The 16,028-nt window shown below is 69.6% G+C and carries 13 protein-coding genes, 1 tRNA gene and 2 pseudogenes; 11 read left to right on the top strand and 5 right to left on the bottom strand.

Translation table 11 applies throughout. From position 1 onward, the window contains the following. Positions 1–34 precede the first annotated feature (34 nt). From ACFVJQ_RS12100 to ACFVJQ_RS12090, 3 genes are read left to right on the top strand one after another with little or no spacing between them, the layout of a single operon-like run. On the top strand, positions 35–1,519 hold the full coding sequence (locus ACFVJQ_RS12100; protein WP_385783044.1) for a replication initiator: 1,485 nt from the start codon (positions 35–37) through the stop codon (positions 1,517–1,519). After that, positions 1,516–1,722 (top strand): helix-turn-helix transcriptional regulator, encoded by a 207-nt coding sequence (locus tag ACFVJQ_RS12095; protein WP_385783041.1) that lies wholly within the window; start codon positions 1,516–1,518, stop codon positions 1,720–1,722. The genes ACFVJQ_RS12100 and ACFVJQ_RS12095 overlap by 4 nt, the downstream gene beginning before the upstream one ends. After that, entirely contained in the window at positions 1,716–3,110 is a 1,395-nt protein-coding gene (locus ACFVJQ_RS12090; RefSeq protein ID WP_385783038.1) for a tyrosine-type recombinase/integrase, read from the top strand. The genes ACFVJQ_RS12095 and ACFVJQ_RS12090 overlap by 7 nt, the downstream gene beginning before the upstream one ends. Positions 3,111–3,230: 120 nt before the next feature. Here ACFVJQ_RS12090 and ACFVJQ_RS12085 read toward each other — a convergent pair. Next, positions 3,231–3,539, bottom strand: a pseudogene (locus tag ACFVJQ_RS12085) (ATP-binding protein); the annotation flags it as partial. 255 nt (positions 3,540–3,794) lie between these two features. On the opposite strand from ACFVJQ_RS12085, the gene ACFVJQ_RS12080 reads away from it, so the two are divergent. From ACFVJQ_RS12080 to ACFVJQ_RS12070, 3 genes and pseudogenes are all read left to right on the top strand, one after another. Then, positions 3,795–3,974, top strand: coding sequence for a hypothetical protein (locus tag ACFVJQ_RS12080; protein WP_385783035.1), 180 nt, complete (start codon positions 3,795–3,797; stop codon positions 3,972–3,974). A gap of 698 nt (positions 3,975–4,672) precedes the next feature. Next, entirely contained in the window at positions 4,673–5,953 is a 1,281-nt protein-coding gene (locus ACFVJQ_RS12075; RefSeq protein WP_385783344.1) for an ice-binding family protein, read from the top strand. Positions 5,954–6,017: 64 nt separating this feature from the next. Then, a pseudogene (locus ACFVJQ_RS12070) lies at positions 6,018–6,125 on the top strand (IS5/IS1182 family transposase); the annotation flags it as partial. 135 nt (positions 6,126–6,260) lie between these two features. Here ACFVJQ_RS12070 and ACFVJQ_RS12065 read toward each other — a convergent pair. Both ACFVJQ_RS12065 and ACFVJQ_RS12060 read right to left on the bottom strand, forming a co-directional pair. Next, a tRNA-Ser gene (locus ACFVJQ_RS12065) sits at positions 6,261–6,346 on the bottom strand. Positions 6,347–6,410: 64 nt separating this feature from the next. Beyond that, positions 6,411–7,901, bottom strand: a complete 1,491-nt coding sequence (locus tag ACFVJQ_RS12060; protein ID WP_385783032.1) for a S1C family serine protease — start codon at positions 7,899–7,901, stop codon at positions 6,411–6,413. Positions 7,902–8,135: 234 nt separating this feature from the next. Between ACFVJQ_RS12060 and ACFVJQ_RS12055 the strand changes: the two genes are divergently transcribed. The 3 genes from ACFVJQ_RS12055 (at position 8,136) to ACFVJQ_RS12045 (ending at position 10,873) form a co-directional block, all read left to right on the top strand. Then, positions 8,136–8,963: a glycerophosphodiester phosphodiesterase gene (locus ACFVJQ_RS12055; RefSeq protein WP_385783029.1), complete on the top strand. Its 828-nt coding sequence runs from the start codon at positions 8,136–8,138 to the stop codon at positions 8,961–8,963. A gap of 139 nt (positions 8,964–9,102) precedes the next feature. Next, a complete protein-coding gene (locus ACFVJQ_RS12050) occupies positions 9,103–9,741 on the top strand; it encodes an ATP-binding protein (protein WP_385510535.1) in 639 nt (212 codons plus the stop codon). A gap of 166 nt (positions 9,742–9,907) precedes the next feature. Further along, a complete protein-coding gene (locus tag ACFVJQ_RS12045) occupies positions 9,908–10,873 on the top strand; it encodes a DUF5926 family protein (RefSeq protein ID WP_385510534.1) in 966 nt (321 codons plus the stop codon). 251 nt (positions 10,874–11,124) lie between these two features. Here ACFVJQ_RS12045 and ACFVJQ_RS12040 read toward each other — a convergent pair whose 3' ends face one another. Together ACFVJQ_RS12040 and ACFVJQ_RS12035 are read right to left on the bottom strand one after the other, a co-directional pair. After that, positions 11,125–11,739, bottom strand: a complete 615-nt coding sequence (locus tag ACFVJQ_RS12040) for a hypothetical protein (protein ID WP_385783025.1) — start codon at positions 11,737–11,739, stop codon at positions 11,125–11,127. 55 nt (positions 11,740–11,794) lie between these two features. Next, complete coding sequence (locus ACFVJQ_RS12035) at positions 11,795–12,460, bottom strand: bifunctional DNA primase/polymerase (RefSeq protein ID WP_224737557.1); 666 nt, start codon at positions 12,458–12,460, stop codon at positions 11,795–11,797. Positions 12,461–12,964: 504 nt separating this feature from the next. Here ACFVJQ_RS12035 and ACFVJQ_RS12030 point away from each other — a divergent pair. Both ACFVJQ_RS12030 and ACFVJQ_RS12025 read left to right on the top strand, forming a co-directional pair. After that, positions 12,965–14,473 (top strand): PP2C family protein-serine/threonine phosphatase, encoded by a 1,509-nt coding sequence (locus ACFVJQ_RS12030; protein WP_385510532.1) that lies wholly within the window; start codon positions 12,965–12,967, stop codon positions 14,471–14,473. 80 nt (positions 14,474–14,553) lie between these two features. Beyond that, on the top strand, positions 14,554–16,020 hold the full coding sequence (locus tag ACFVJQ_RS12025; protein WP_385783020.1) for an aminopeptidase P family protein: 1,467 nt from the start codon (positions 14,554–14,556) through the stop codon (positions 16,018–16,020). The last annotated feature ends 8 nt before the right edge of the window (positions 16,021–16,028 follow it).

Genomic DNA, 16,028 nt, shown 5'->3' with positions numbered 1-16,028 from the left:
CCACCCTCGCGCCAGAAGGGAGACCCCGCCACCCATGCGCCGCCCCCTCGACCTACGGCACGTGCTCAGCCCCAGCCTGCGGGACCTGATCGAACTGGCCAACACCCACGACTTCGACCGCGTCACCGAACAGGTCCGCAACCTGCGCGGCTGCACCAGTCCCGTCAACCTCCACGGCTGGACGGTCACCACCGACCCGGCCACCAAGGAAGTGGTCCGCTCCTACCGCTCCGAAGACGAACCCTCCGGACGCCTGCTGACCACCTGCGGCAACCGCCGCTTCTCCCGCTGCCCCGCCTGCTCCCGCGTCTACGCCGCCGACACCTACCACCTCATCAAGGCGGGACTGTCCGGCGGCAAGAACGTCGCCGAAGCGGTCCGCGACCACCCCCGCGCCTTCGTCACCCTCACCGCCCCTTCCTTCGGCCCCGTCCACAACCGCCCCACCACCGACGCAGGAAAGCCCCGCCCCTGCGCCTGCGGTGAATCCCACGGCGAGGACGCCCCCGAACTCGGCACCCCGCTCGACCCGGCCACCTACGACTACACGGGCGCCGTGCTGTGGAACGCGCACGCCGGTCAGCTGTGGGCGCGCTTCACCACCTACCTCCGCCGTGCCCTGGCCGAACACCTCGGCATGACGCAGAAGGCGCTGAACGCCGCCCTGCGCATCTCCTTCGCCAAGGTCGCCGAGTACCAAAAGCGCGGCCTGGTCCACTTCCACGCCGTGATCCGCTTCGACGGACCCGACGGCCACACCACCCCGCCCCCGCCCTGGGCCACCTTCGACGCCCTGAGCGCCGCCGTGGGCCTGGCCGTCAAGCGTGCCCGGCTCACCATCGAGTCCGACGCCATCGGCGAACGCGTCATCGCCTGGGGCCGCCGGTTCAAGGTGGACCCCATCACCGCCCTGGGCGACGGCGAACTCACCGACGCCAGGGTTGCCGAGTACACAGACGCCAAGGTCGCCGGATACGTCGCCAAGTACGCCACGAAGAACGCCGAAGGCGCAGGCACCGTAGACCGCACCCTGATGTGCCGCCCCTGCTCCGGACGCGGCTACGTACGCGGCCCCGACGGCTTCCACGACCGGTGCGCCGACTGCGACGGCACCGGACAGGCCGAACCCATCAAGGCCCTGCCCATCCAGCAGCACGTACGGCAGATGATCCGCACCGCATGGGACCTCGGCCACCTGCCGGAGTTCGCCCACCTCAAGCTCTGGAAGTGGGCCCACATGCTCGGCTTCCGCGGCCACTTCTCCACCAAGTCCCGCGCCTACTCCACCGCCCTCGGCGCACTCCGCGACGTACGCCGTGCCTGGCGCCTCGCCCAGGCTGAAGCCGCCCGCGCCCGCGCCGGCCTCCCCGCCACCGGCGAGACCACCCTCGTCACCGCCTCCTCGTGGACCTACCTCAGCAGCGGCTACCGCCCCGGCGAAGAACTCCTCGCCGCCCAGGTCCGACACGACATAGCCCAAGCCGAACGCACCAAGTACGAAGGAGAGCCCTGGCTGTGACCGCTCCGACCAAGGCCGACAGGCAGACGCTGAAGCTGGGGGAGGTGCTGGACGAGATCGGGGTGTCCCGCGCCGCCTTCTACCGGATGCGCGCTCGGGGCCAGGCTCCCAGGCACCTGAAGCTCCCCAACGGTCAGATCCGCATACGCCGCGCCGACCTCGACGCCTGGTTCGAGTCCTGCGAGGTGCGGGAAGCGTGCTGACCTACGACGTACAGATCTGGGGCATCCGCAAGCGGCCCAACCGTGTGGCGGCCTATCAGCTCCGCTGGCGGGTCGGCCCCCGGCCCTTCTCCAAGAGCTACAAGATCAAGGCTCAGGCCGACGGTCGGCGCTCGGAGCTGCTGGCCGCTCTGCGTAACCGCGAGCCGTTCGACACGGAAACCGGCCTGCCTGCCTCGGAAATGCAAGCGCTCAACTCCACCACCTGGTACGCCCACACGCGCGCCTATGCGGAGATGAAGTGGCCCGGCGCTTCGGCCAAGCACCGCGCGAGCATCGCTGACACGCTGGCCACCATCACGCCGAAGCTGGTCAAGGACGACCGCGGGGCCCCTGCTCCCAAGGTGCTCCGCATCGCCCTCTACTCGTGGGTCTACCGCTTTGTCCTCGGCGACGACGGGACGCTGAAGCCCCGTATCGACGACGAGGAACCTCCCGCCGACATCGTGGCGGCGCTGGACTGGATCAGCCGAAAGTCCGTCGACATCACCGCGCTCAACACGCCCTCGGTGGTGCGTACGGCGCTCGACGCTCTGAAGCTGAAGCAAGACGGCACGGCTGCTGCCGAGAACACGGTGAATCGCAAACGAACGGTCTTCAGCAACTGCCTGCGGTACGCGGTCGAACGGGAGCTGCTGACGACCCTGCCCCTCGACAAGGTCGACTGGACCCCGCCCGAAACTGACGACGAGATCGACTTCCGGTTCGTACCCGGCCCGAAGCTGGCAAAGGCGCTGATCGACGCTGTAGGCGAACAAGGGGCACGCGGACGCAACCTGATGGCGTTCTTCGGCTGCCTCTACTACGCGGCCAACCGTCCTGGGGAGGCGGCCAATCTCCGGGAAGAAGACTTCACCTTGCCCGAAGAGGGCTGGGGCGAAGTGCTGCTGTCCACGAGCACGCCGCGCGTCGGCTCCGGGTGGACCGACACGGGCGAGTCGTTCGATACGCGCGGTCTCAAGAAGCGAGCCCGCAAGGCGACTCGGCCTGTACCGATTCCCCCCGTCCTCGTGCGCCTGGTCCGCGAGCACATCAAGGAGTTCGGTACCGCTGAAGACGGCCGGCTGTTCCGCGCGGCCCAGGGCGGCGGCCTGCTTTCCAAGGAGTACGGGGAGGCTTGGAAAGCGGCTCGCCTCGCAGTGCTGACCGAAGCTGAAGCGGCTTCCCCCCTGGCTGACGTGCCGTACTCCCTGCGTCACGCGGGCGTCTCGCTCTGGCTTGAGTCCGGGGTTTCTCCGGCGGAAGTCGCGCGCCGGGCGGGCCACAGCATCGCGGTCCTGTTCCGCTTTTACGCCAAGGCCATCCACCGCAACCAGCAGCGCGCGAACCAACAGATCGAGCGGGCTTTGGACTCCGCCGACAGCGAGTAGGCCAGGCGGTCCGGCTGACGACAGGCGCCACCCCACCAATGTTGGAGGGGTGGCGCCTTCGTCATTCCCGCCGTGAGGTTCCAGCAGTCGCCCCGGTCTGGAAACCCCCGCATCGGCGGTTCACATCAGTCGGCCTGCTGGATGCCCGCCTGGGTCGTCGGCCAACACGATGGCGGCCTTGACGCGCTTACCCACGGACTCGCGCCGGATCTCGAAGCTGCGGCAAACGGCCATCACGATCTCTAGCCCGTGCTGCCCGCCCCGGCCCGGATCAGCCGCACAAGCGGCCGGCAGGGTCGGATCGGTGTCCCACACGCTGATCTCCACGGCCCCGTCGCTGATCTCCAGGTCCAGCAGGCACGGTCCAGGGGCGTACTTGTAGGCGTTGGTTACCAACTCGCTGACGACCAGTTCCACCGTGCCCATCGCTCCGTTGCAGGCTCAGGATCGCTCTCGTTCAGTTTCTTCTTCGAGGGGTTACTGCGAGGCTTGCCGAGCTTCGTAGCGGTCTACCAGGCGGGTCGGGCACGGGATCTCTCTTCCTTTCGGTCGTCTGGGGCCGCACGATGTCACTCGTAGCATTCGGGTGATAATCACAGAAATCGGCCCCGACTGGCGAAGTATGAGACTGCCAAGCCTTCGCCGAAGTCAGTCGGCGTCCAACCACGTCAAGGAGACAGAAAAATGCGTCGAATCGCTAGCGTGCTGATCGGATCGGCGGCTCTTGTCGCCGCCCTCGGCTCTCCGGCAAGCGCCGACGATAAACTCCTCGGCCTCATCCCCGTCAAAGCAGACAACGCTAGCGTCCTGAACAACGCTAACGTTCTGGGCAACCCCACCATCATGCTTCTGAACCAGGATTGACAGTCGGTGCCCTCGACTTCGCCGGGGGCACCACAGTAATGAACGTGCTGTACCGCAGCTGACTCCTCCCGCCTATTGGCGCTCGGGACCGCCCATTGGCCGGGATGCACTGCCCGTGTGGTTCGAGGGCGTGCCATGAATCGGCGACCGGGGGATCTGCACGGCGGTCCAAGGCTGGTTGGATGACTGAACGACCCGCCGAACAGGTGGCTCTGCAGCGCGATCTTCGCCTGGGTCGCCGTCATCGGGGGCTGGGCAGCCCTCCCCGCCTTCCAGTCTTGCGGGCCCTATGTGCGGGCGGTGCTGGAGTCTTACGTGATGCCGCGCCGACGGCTGCCACAACGACTACGCCGTCTAGACGCCGGAGCCGCCCTTTCCGTGACTCGCACGTAAGAGTGCTCCGACCCACAAGCAGCATTACCGCGTTGGCGGCTCGGACCTGTTCCGACGGTTTCATCAGCCGCTCTCCGATCCGCGATCACCCAATCACCCACCAGGCAAGTACGGGCAACTGCTGGGCCCTCTTCACGAATTCCGAGATCGTGAAGCAGCTTCTCCCCGTCACGGCCCGTCCGTTCGGAGTAAACCAGTTGGCACCATCCGGGCCATTAAGCATTTTTATGCATCGGTTTGATTGGTTGGTCAATTCTAGCGAAGGCTCTCGAATCAACCGTATATCGATCCCTTCCTCGAATAATATGCCGTCGTCAGACCGCCGATCAGGCACCACCACTCACAGGAGTTGGCCCCCGATGACGCTGAATATCCCTGGGTGTGCACCACGGCGCACCCTGTCGCTTTGGATCGCAGCGGTAGTAACCGCAGTGATCGCCGCTGCCGTACTTGCGATGTCACCGACACGCGCAAGTGCCATTGCCACAGCTGTACCTCTGGGTACGGCAGCAGATTTCGGAGTACTGGCTGGTTCGACGGTCACCAACACCGGCCCCACGACGGTCGAGCGCAGCGTCGGGGTGAGTCCGGGTAACGCGGTCGTGGGGTTCCCTCCGGGCGCAGTTCTGCCGCCCGGCACCATCCACGCTGGTGACGCCGTCGCTGCCCAGGCTCAGAACGATCTGACCACGGCGTACAACCAGGCCGCCGGGCAGGCAGCGGACGTCACGTACACCGGAGATCCCGTCGAGCTCGGTGGCCAGACGCTGACTCCGGGCGTCTACAAGGTGCCCGTCAGCGCCCAGATCACCGGCACCCTCACCCTGAACGGCCAGGGCGACCCCAATGCCGTCTGGGTGTTCCAGGTCGGTTCGACGCTGACGACGGCATCCGCCAGCCGGGTACTTTTCACCAATGGCGCCAACCCATGCAATGTGTACTGGCAGATCGGCAGTTCGGCCACTCTCGGTACCGGCTCCACGTTCGTGGGCAACGTCCTGGCCTTGACCTCGATCAGCGCCACCACGAATACGACGGTCAACGGCCGGCTGCTGGCCCGCAACGGCGCTGTGACGCTGGACTCCAACACGATCTTCCAGGGTGAGTGCGGGACCACTCCCACCGGCACCCCCACTCCCACCGGCACCCCCACCCCCACTGGCACCCCCACCCCCACTGGCACCCCCACTCCCACCGGCACCCCCACCCCCACCGGCACCCCCACTCCCACCGGCACCCCCACCCCCACCGGCACCCCCACCCCCACTGGCACCCCCACCCCCACTGGCACCCCCACCCCCACCGGCACCCCCACCCCCACCGGCACCCCCACCCCCACCGGCACCCCCACCCCCACCGGCACCCCCACCCCCACCGGCACCCCCACCAAGCCCGGCGATCACGGCCACCACGAGCACGGCCACGACGAGCACGGCCACGACGACAAGAAGCAGGATGAGCACGGCCACCACGAGCACGGCCACGACGAGCACGGCCACGACGACAAGAAGCAGGATGAGCACGGCCACCACGAGCACGGCGACGACGAGCACGGCGACGACGACAAGTGGCCCGATTGGCACTGAGTTCACAGCTTGATGGCTGGTCAGTTGATCGGATGTACCTGTCCGGTTGTTGATCACTGATGCCATGCAGAACCGGATCGAGCCGCTGATGGCGGCCGATCCGGTCCGTGTGACAACGGTGAGCCGACCACGGCGGACATGGGCGGTCATCGCGTGGAAGTACCGGACCTGTATCTGGTCCACGCCTGGTCCACACGCACTGATCAACAACGCGACACCGCCGGATCAAGGTGAGACAGACCCCATGCAGAAGGGGTGCCCCTCCCGGAGGGACACCCCTTCTGACCTGCACTGTCTATGACCTGCGCGGAGGCGGTGGGATTTGAACCCACGGTGACATCGCTGCCACGACGGTTTTCAAGACCGTTCCCTTAGGCCGCTCGGGCAACCCACCCGGCGCCGCCGATCACGGGCGGCGCGGGACAAGAGTAACCGGTTGGCACGCGCGCCGTGTGGGTCAGTTGTCGCCGACTCGGGAGCCCAGGGTGAGTTCGACGGTGTTGGTCCTGCCGTCGCGCTCGTAGGTGATCGTGACCTTGTCGCCGGGCTTGTGCGTCCAGATCTCGCCGATCAGGGTGGGGCCGCTGTCGATCACCGTGTCGTCGAGCTTGGTGATGACGTCGCCGGGCCGCAGGCCCGCCTCGTCCGCGGGGCCGCCCGCCTCGACGGGGTCGGAGCCGCCGGCGCCCGTGTCGGTGATCTTCGCGCCGTTGCCCGAGTCCTCCAGGGAGACGGACGCGCCGATCTTCGCGTACACCGGCTTGCCGTTCTTGATCAGCTCCTGGGCGACGTATTTGGCCTGGTTGATGGGGATGGCGAAGCCCAGGCCTATGGAGCCGGACTGGCCGGTGCCGAACCCGCCGTTGCTGCTGGACTGGATCGCGGAGTTGATGCCGATGACATTGCCCTGCGCGTCCAGCAGCGGGCCGCCGGAGTTGCCGGGGTTGATCGAGGCGTCGGTCTGCAGCGCGCTCATGTACGACGCCTGGCTGCCGGTGCCGTCGCTGGAGGCCACCGGGCGGTTCTTGGCGCTGATGATGCCCGTGGTCACCGTGTTGGACAGGCCGAAGGGGGCGCCGATGGCGATCGTCGAGTCGCCGACGGCCACCTTGTCGGAGTCGCCCAGGGTGAGCGGCTTGAGGCCCGAGGGGGCGTCCTCGAGCTTGATGACCGCCACGTCGTAGCCCTGTGCGTTGCCGACGACCTGGGCGTCGTACTTCTTGCCGTTCGGGAAGGTGGCGGTGAGCTTGCCGCCGTCGACCGCGTCCGCCACCACGTGGTTGTTGGTGACGATGTGGCCCTCGGTGTCGAAGACGAAGCCGGTGCCCGTGCCGCCCTCGCCGCTGCTGCTCTCGGCTTCTATGGTGACCGTGCTCGGCAGCGCCTTCGCGGTCACGGCCGCGACCGTACCGGCGTCCCGCTTGAGGTCGCCGCCGCTGTCGGACGCGGAGACGGTGGTGGAGCTGGTGTCGTCCTCGTTCTTGGCGAGCGTGTAGCCGAGTCCGCCGCCCAGACCGCCCGCGACCAGCGCGGCCACCAGGACCGCGGCGAGCAGACCGCCGCGCCGGCGGCCGGGCTTCGGCGCGGGCTGCTGGTACGAGGATCCCCAGCCGGAGCCGTCGCCCGCCCCGCCGCTGCCGGCGGCGTACGCCGGGGTGGGCGGCGGCGGGGGCGGCCAGCCGCCCTCGGGTGCCGAGCCGGAGGCCGCGGGTCCGGGGTGCGGGTTCGAGGAGCCGCCCTCGGGGGTCGCCGACGCGTATGCGGGCGCCCCTTGGGCCGGGGCTCCGGGAGCCGGGGCCCCAGGTGCCGGCGGCGCGGCCGGGATCGGGGTCGTCGGCGCGTCGGCGGCGGGCGGGGCCGGCTGGGGGGAGGCTGCGGGAGTGTCCACCGGCACGGGGGGTGCAGACGGGGCCGGGGGTACCGCAGTGCCCTCGTTCTCGGTGCTCACAGCTTTTCTCCTCGGTCCACGGCTGTTGTTCTGGCGATGCAGCTGTGCATGTGCTCGCTTGTGCTTTTGTATGCCGTCAGCTTTTCCCACAGGCTGTCAGGGCACCATAAGCGGTTGCTGTGGGTGTCCGATTCTCCTTTATATAGGACCTCTCCGACTAAAGGGATGCCTTCCCGCCGCCACGGGGACGCCTCCGAGCCGACGGCCACCCCTTCCCGGTGGCACCATGACGCGGTGACCCACGTACGACAGCACCGGATCCAGGTCGTCGCCCACCGTGGTGCCTCCGAGGACGCCCCCGAGCACACCCTGGCCGCGTACAAGAAGGCGATCGAGGACGGGGCGGACGCCCTCGAGTGCGATGTCCGCCTGACCGCGGACGGCCATCTCGTCTGCGTCCACGACCGCCGCGTCGACCGTACGTCCAACGGTCGCGGTGCGGTCTCCGCGCTGGAGCTCGCCGACCTCGCCGCCCTGGACTTCGGTTCCTGGAAGCACCGCGGCTCCCCGCGCCACCGGGACGAGGAGCCCGACTGGGAGCACCGTCCGGAGGACCCGGCCGAGACCTCCGTCCTCACCCTGGAGCGGCTGTTGGAGCTGGTCGCCGACGCCGGACGGCGGGTGGAGCTGGCCATCGAGACGAAACATCCCACGCGCTGGGCGGGGCAGGTCGAGGAGCGGCTGCTGCTGCTCCTGAAGCGGTTCGGGCTCGACGCCCCGGCAGCCCCCGAGAAGTCGCAGGTACGGGTCATGAGCTTCTCGGCGCGTTCGCTGCACCGCGTCCGGGCGGCCTCGCCGACGCTGCCGACGGTCTATCTGATGCAGTTCGTCTCACCCCGGCTGCGCGACGGACGGCTCCCCGCGGGTGTCCGGATCGCGGGCCCCTCGATCCGGATCGTGCGCAATCACCCGACGTACATCGAGCGCCTGAAGCGGGCCGGTCACGAGGTGCACGTGTGGACCGTGAACGAGCCTGGGGACGTGGATCTCTGCGTCGGCCTGGGCGTTGACGCCATCATCACCAACCGCCCCCGCGCGGTACTGGGGCGGCTGGGTCGCTGACCCATGAAACCAACCTTGACCCGATCGTTCACCTGCACCATTCTCCCGTCTCGGCCACACCGTCGAAATCCAGCCACACACCGACCGGCTCATCACGGGGAGTGCACCGGCGCGTTCGGTCCGTGTTCGATCGTTGCGAATGCGTCACCGGACGTGGATTGGCCGGTTTCCGGTACAGGCCATTGGGGCATCCACACCGTGGCGTGGGGCGAAGGAGGTCTCGGGGGTGGCGTTGGTGGTGGCACAGGAGGTGCCCACGTCGTCGAGCATGGCCGTACCCCATGGCCCTGCGGGCGTGGGGGAAGCAAGACACCGGATGCGCGATCAGTTGCGCAGGGGTGGCGTTGCGGAATCGGTCATCGACGATGCCGTACTGATCCTTTCCGAACTTTTGAGCAATGCGTGCAAACACGGCCGACCACTGGGCGACGCCTTGGCCGGTGACGGCGACGTCCGGGCCGCATGGCGCGTGGACCCGGGCGGCCGGCTGGTCGTCGAGGTGACGGACGGCGGCGGACCGACGCGGCCGGCCCCGGCGACCCCTTCGGTCACCGCACACGGGGGCCGCGGGCTGAACATCATCACGGCACTGGCCGACGACTGGGGCGTCCGGGACGACACCCGGGGCGAGGTCACGGTGTGGGTCGTGGTCCACGACGACGTACACGATCCCGACGCGGCGCACCGACGCGACGACTTCGCTACGCGTGTCACGGCCCCGTCGGTCACGGCCATCCCGGACCTGGACTTCGCGGACGCGTTCGACGACCTGGACTGAACGCTCCGCCGACGGGGGGCGACCCGGGCCGCACCTCGCACCGGGCACCCGCCGACAGCTACCGTTGTCCACAACGCCCCCCTCATCCACAGGTTCCCGTCACCCCGCGTACGAACGGCTAGGCTCCCGCCAGTACGAGACGAGCCGTAACCGGGAGACACCCACCATGGCCAAGAAGCGACCCCAGACGAAGGCCGCGCGCCCGCAGCTCACGGACGGAGAGATCCCGGTCGTCGGCGCCCGTGAGCCCTGTCCCTGCGGCAGCGGACGCCGGTACAAGGCCTGCCACGGCCGGGCCGCCGCACAGGCCTCGACCGAGCTGGTGCACCGCCCGTTCGAGGGCCTGCCCGGCGAGTGCGACTGGGTGGCCCTGCGCGAGCTGGTCCCGGCGGCCACGGCCGAGCTGACCCTGAAGAGCGGCCTCCCCGAGGGCGTCCCGTCGGTCACGCTGGCCACCGTTCTGCCGATGGCCTGGCCCGCCCTGCGCCGCGACGACGGCTCGGTCCTGCTCGGCCTGCAGAACGACACGGCGTCCGGTGACATCAGCCGTGACCTCGCCGACACCCTGCAGCGCGCCCTGGAGGCCAAGCCGGGCACGCCGGTACAGGGCCGCCGCGCCCCGGCCGAGGGCCCGCGACTGCAGGACCTGCTCGACCCGAAGGGCGCCTTCGAGCCGGTCGTGCACCCGGGCTTCGAGTTCTGGGTCCCGGACCCGGAGAACGCCACGCCGGAGGTGACCGCCTCCCTGGAGCGGGCCAACGCCGCCGCCATCCCGACAGTGAAGCTCCAGGGCGTCGACGCCGCCTACTGGTGCGAGACCCCGGAGAAGAACCACCTGCGCTGGGTCATGCCGCACCCGGAGGAGCAACTTCTGGACGCCCTCGCGCGACTGCACGCGGCCGGCCGGTCGAACCTCGGAGAGGGCACCCGGCTCGTCGGCTCCTTCCGGGCGCACGGTCTCACCGTCCCGGTCTGGGACCTGCCGAGCGGTGTCACCGCCGAGGCCATCGAGAAGCCGGCGGTCGAGTTCGCCGAGCGTCTCGCCGCCGCCCTGGCCACGGACGCGCCGCTCACGGCGGACGAGCGCCGCGCGCGCGGCGGCCTGACCAACCGACAGGTCACTCTCAGCTGACGCACAGCGACGTCACAGGGTTCGGCTGACCGGTCGGTCAGCCGAACCACCCGGCGAAACGGTGCATCGGCCCACAACTCCCGTTCCTAACAGGCCAGTCGGTGTCCGGATTGCCGAGGAAAACCGGAGATCGAATTTGCGAACAGCCGATCTCTTGTTACCGTTCCAGTAGCCCGGTTGCTGGTGCATCCCCCGTCGCCAGCAACCGGGTCCTTCCATGTGTGACGTCGTTCACGGAACGCCGCCACGCGTCAACTGCCCGTAGGCGCACCGAAGTTGCTGCCCGAGCGCAGCAGCAGCGAACCCCGTCCGCCACGCGCCGCGTACTCCGCGACCGCCGAGTAGTCCCCGGGGTCCCCCTGCGTCCGCTCGCGGGGCGTCTCGCAGCTGGCCGGCTCGTCCTCCGCGCCCACCGCGCACCGCATCTGCACCGTGCGGCCACCCGGTCCCATCAGGCTCAGTACGGCATCCAGGACGTCGCCGGTCGCATTGCGGTAGTAGGTGCGCGCCCAGGTCTGCCCGCCCTGTGTCAGGACACAGGTCTGCGCCTCGATGCCGTCGGGGGAGGTGAGTTCGGGGCCGCAGCGGGCGGCGGTCGCCAGGCCCAGGCCGAGCAGGAACGGGGAGCGCCTCGGCGCGGGCCGGTCGGCGGGCGCCGCCGCGCCTTCGCCGACGGCGGCGGCGTCGCGGGAAGCCAGGGCGCCGCCGCGGGAACCCGCGGCGCCGGAACCTTTGGCGTCGCCGCGCGGGGACAGTCGTACGGTCACGGGGTCCGGTTCGCCCACGGGGCCCGCGGACGCCACGGCCAGTGGCAGCGCGACCGCGCACGCCACGACGCCCGCGAGGGCGAGCAGGCGGACATTCATGAAGGGACGATAACGAGCCGGCTGGCGCGCCCGGTTCCGCGCGCGCCCGACACCCCTAGAACTCGGGCGCGCTCACACCCGTACGAGTGAGAGCCTCGACCACCGCGTCCACCACGGCCTCCACGTCGGGCACCCAGGGAGCGGCCGAGCCGGGCAGCGGAGCCCGCTCCCAGCGAATCTGACCCTGGCCGGTCTCGGACGGGGGCAGCGCGAGATAGCCGCCCTCGCTGTGAAAGCGCAGGGAGCCGGGGACGAAGTCCTTGGCGTAGAGCAGTTCGCCCAACTGCTCCATGGAGTACGGCCGGACGAGCAGCGCCCAGCGCGTGCGGGAGGCGAGGACCGGGCCGAGGCGCATTCCCTTGTGGTCCAGCGCGTCGAGGGCACGGGCCGCTGCGGGGGCGGGGAGGCTGACCGCGCAGGGGGCCCGGCCGCCGGTGGCGAGGATGATCGGCGCCGTGGGCCGGTTGGTCCACCACCAGCGCACCATGCGCTCGTCGGTGGTGGCCGCGAGCAGGCCGGGGTCGAAGGGGTGCGCTCCGGGCACCGTGCACTCGGGGTCGGGGCAGCCGCAGCGGGCCCGTCCCTGCGGGTCCGCCGTGACGCCCGGGAGTACCGGCCACTTCCATTCCGTCGCGAAGGTCAGGGCCGCGCTGATCACCTCAGGCCTCCCGTCGTTCCGCCTGGACAGGAGCCTGCGTCGCCTTCCGAGGATCTCGCGCATGAGCGCTCGTTCCTTTCCGTTGCACGCCTGGCAACACCGTGGACCACATCACACCATGTGTCGATCACTTCACTGTGCGTACCTGTTGGCGCATCACACCCGTGCTCTTCAGGCACGGGGAACCCCTATGGCCGAGCGTTGGCTGCGTCCGCGTCCATACTGCGTCTGGCAAAAGCATGGCGTGGCGTGGGGTGGCGAAGTGTGGCGTTTGCCGTCCCGATGTATTTCTCTCCGCCGCCGCCACGGGAGGATGGGGCTCGGTCGTCGGTGGTTAAGACGCCCGGGTCCGTCGCCAGGTTCCGGGTGACCCCCAACCACCCCTGGCCTTCTCCGAGTACGTACCCATCACGACCGCTGTGACGCTCCGTCGAGCAAGCCCAGTCGACCGCAATAGACCCTTACCCGAGGCAGTTTTCAGCCAACTTCTGCTTTTCGCAAGAGTTCCCAGGAGATCCGTCCCTAGACCACGGCAGCCCCACGGACACCAGGAATCCCAGCAGGACAATGCTGGACATCTCCTCACGAGTGCGTGTACATGTGGAGACACTGCTAGCGGCGCAGAATGACATGGGGGTTCGCGATGCTTTTGCGCAAAACGCACCGGTCGGAAAGCCGGACGCCATGAACGCCCCGCACCCTTCGAAAGTGGCCGGAATCGATTCAACGGTTCCGGCGCCCGCACACACTGTCGCCCCCTCCGCCCCCACCACGTCCGCCGTCACCACCGGCCCGGGAGCCCTTCTCCAGGACCGGCTCGCCGGCTGGGTCTCGGACCTCACGACCCTCCACGAACTGACCGAACGCCTGGCCCGCACGGACGCACTGCCCGCAGCGCTCCAGGAACTGCTGCGCGCCGGAGCCGCCCTGGTGGGCGCCTCGCGCGGGCTGGTCGTTCTGGAACCGGCCGACGGACTCGGCCCCCGCACGACCCTCGGGCTCGGCCTCGGCCAGGCCGACCTCGGTCACCTCGAAACCGTGCCACGCGCCTCGATGCCGTACGGCGAACTGCTCGACACGCCGCCCGGGCCGCCCGCCGAGGTACGCGAGATCGTCCGGCCCGACCTGTTCGCCGAGGACGGGCTCGACCCCCGCCACCGCGAAGTGGCCGCCCGCCTCGGCTACGCCGCCAGCTACGCACTCCCCCTGTCCGCCGAGACCGCCGGTCGGGTCGGCGCCGCCATGTGGGTCTACGACGAGCCCGCCGAACCGGTCGAGCGGCAACGGCACCTCATCGGCCTGTACGCCCGCTACGCAGCCGAACACCTCGCGCGGCTCCTCGAAGTCGAGCGCACGCGCGCGTGCATGGCGACGATCTCCGAGGAACTGCTCCCCTCCCGGCTGCCCCGCGTCTCCGGCGTCCAGCTCGCCGCCCGGCACCGCACCGGTCCGCGCGGCGGTGGCGACTGGTACGACGCGCTGCCGCTGCCCGACGCGGCCCTCAGTCTCGCCGTCGGCTCGGTCACCGGGTCGGGGCCCAGCGCCGTCGCCGCGATGGGACGGCTGCGGGCGTCGCTGCGGGCGTACGCCGTGATGGAGGGCGAGGATCCGGTCGCCGTCCTGTCCGACCTGGAGCTGCTGCTGCGGCTGACCGAGCCCGCCCGCTCGGCCACCGCGCTGTTCGCCTACTGCGAGCCCGACCTTCACAAGATCACGCTGGCCGGTGCCGGGCACACCCCGCCGCTGCTGATCGGGGAGCGTCGCACGGAGTTCGTGGAGACCTCCGTCTCGGCCCCGCTGGGCATGCTCGCCTGCTGGGAGGCGCCGAGCGTGGAGGTGCAGGCGACGGCGGGAGAGACGGTTCTGCTCTACACCGACGGGCTGCTGCAGCGCACCGGCGATCCTGTCGACCGCGCCTTCGCCCGGCTCCATGCGGCCGCGGCCGGACTGTCCCGGGCCAAGCGGCGCGACCCGGAGGCGATCGTCGACCACATTCTGCGGACCGTCCTGCCGGACGGGCTGGACGCGGGGGACAGCGAGGAGGACGTCGTCCTGCTGGCGGCGCGTTTCGAGTGAGGCGGTAAGAGGTCTTTCGGCCCTGGGCCCCCTTCCGTGCGACCGTACGATGGAGGGGGTCCAGTGCCGTATCTAGGAGGATGACCGTGGCCGAAGAGCTCCCGGAGACCCCGGACGCAGCTTCTGAGGAAGAGCCGATCAAGCAGCGGAAGAACGGCCTGTACCCGGGCGTTTCCGACGAGCTGGCGGAGAACATGAAGTCCGGCTGGGCCGACACCGAGCTGCACGACCTGCAGCCGATCGCCCAGGCCGCCGAGACCGCCGCCCGACGTGCCGCGCTGTCCGCGCGCTTCCCCGGCGAGCGTCTGGTGATCCCCGCGGGCAACCTGAAGACCCGCTCGAACGACACCGAGTACCCCTTCCGGGCCTCGGTCGAGTACGCGTACCTCACCGGCAACCAGACCGAGGACGGCGTCCTGGTCATGGAGCCCAAGGGCGAGGGCCACCAGGCGACGATCTACCTCCTGCCCCGCTCGGACCGCGAGAACGGCGAGTTCTGGCTCTCCGGCCAGGGCGAGCTGTGGGTCGGCCGCCGGCACTCGCTCACCGAGGCGGAGAAGCTGTACGGCATCCCGGCCTCCGACGTGCGCGAGCTGGCGGACAAGCTCCGCGAGGCGACGGGGCCCGTGCGCGTCGTCCGGGGCTACGACGCCGGCATCGAGACCGCGCTGACCGACAAGGTCACCGCCGAGCGGGACGAGGAGCTGCGCGTCTTCCTGTCCGAGGCGCGGCTGGTCAAGGACGACTTCGAGATCGGCGAGCTGCAGAAGGCGGTCGACTCGACCGTGCGCGGCTTCGAGGACGTGGTGAAGGTCCTCGACAAGGCCGAGGCGACCTCCGAGCGCTACATCGAGGGCACGTTTTTCCTCCGCGCGCGCGTGGAGGGCAACGACGTCGGCTACGGCTCCATTTGCGCGGCCGGCCCGCACGCCTGCACGCTGCACTGGGTGCGCAACGACGGACCCGTGCGCTCCGGTGACCTGCTGCTGCTGGACGCGGGCGTGGAGACGCACACGTACTACACCGCCGACGTCACGCGCACGCTGCCGATCAACGGGCGCTTCAGCGAGATCCAGAAGAAGATCTACGACGCGGTGTACGAGGCCCAGGAGGCCGGGATCGCGGCGGTGAAGCCGGGCGCGAAGTACCGGGACTTCCACGACGCCGCACAGCGCGTGCTCGCCGAGAAGCTGGTCGAGTGGGGGCTCGTCGAGGGGCCGGTCGAGCGGGTGCTGGAGCTGGGACTTCAGCGGCGGTGGACGCTGCACGGGACCGGGCACATGCTCGGCATGGACGTCCACGACTGCGCTGCCGCGCGGACCGAGACGTATGTGGAGGGCGTCCTGGAGCCCGGGATGTGCCTGACGGTGGAGCCGGGCCTGTACTTCCAGGCCGACGACCTGACGGTGCCGGAGGAGTACCGCGGCATCGGTGTCCGCATCGAGGACGACATCCTGGTGACCGCGGACGGGAACCGGAACCTGTCGGCCGCGCTGCCTCGTCGCTCCGCCGAGGTCGAGGCGTGGATGGCCTCGTTGAAGGGCTGACGTCGGAC

Source organism: Streptomyces sp. NPDC127197 (assembly GCF_042672405.1).
Lineage (GTDB): Bacteria > Actinomycetota > Actinomycetes > Streptomycetales > Streptomycetaceae > Streptomyces > Streptomyces flavusporus.
This window is presented reverse-complemented; position numbering and strand designations above follow the sequence as displayed.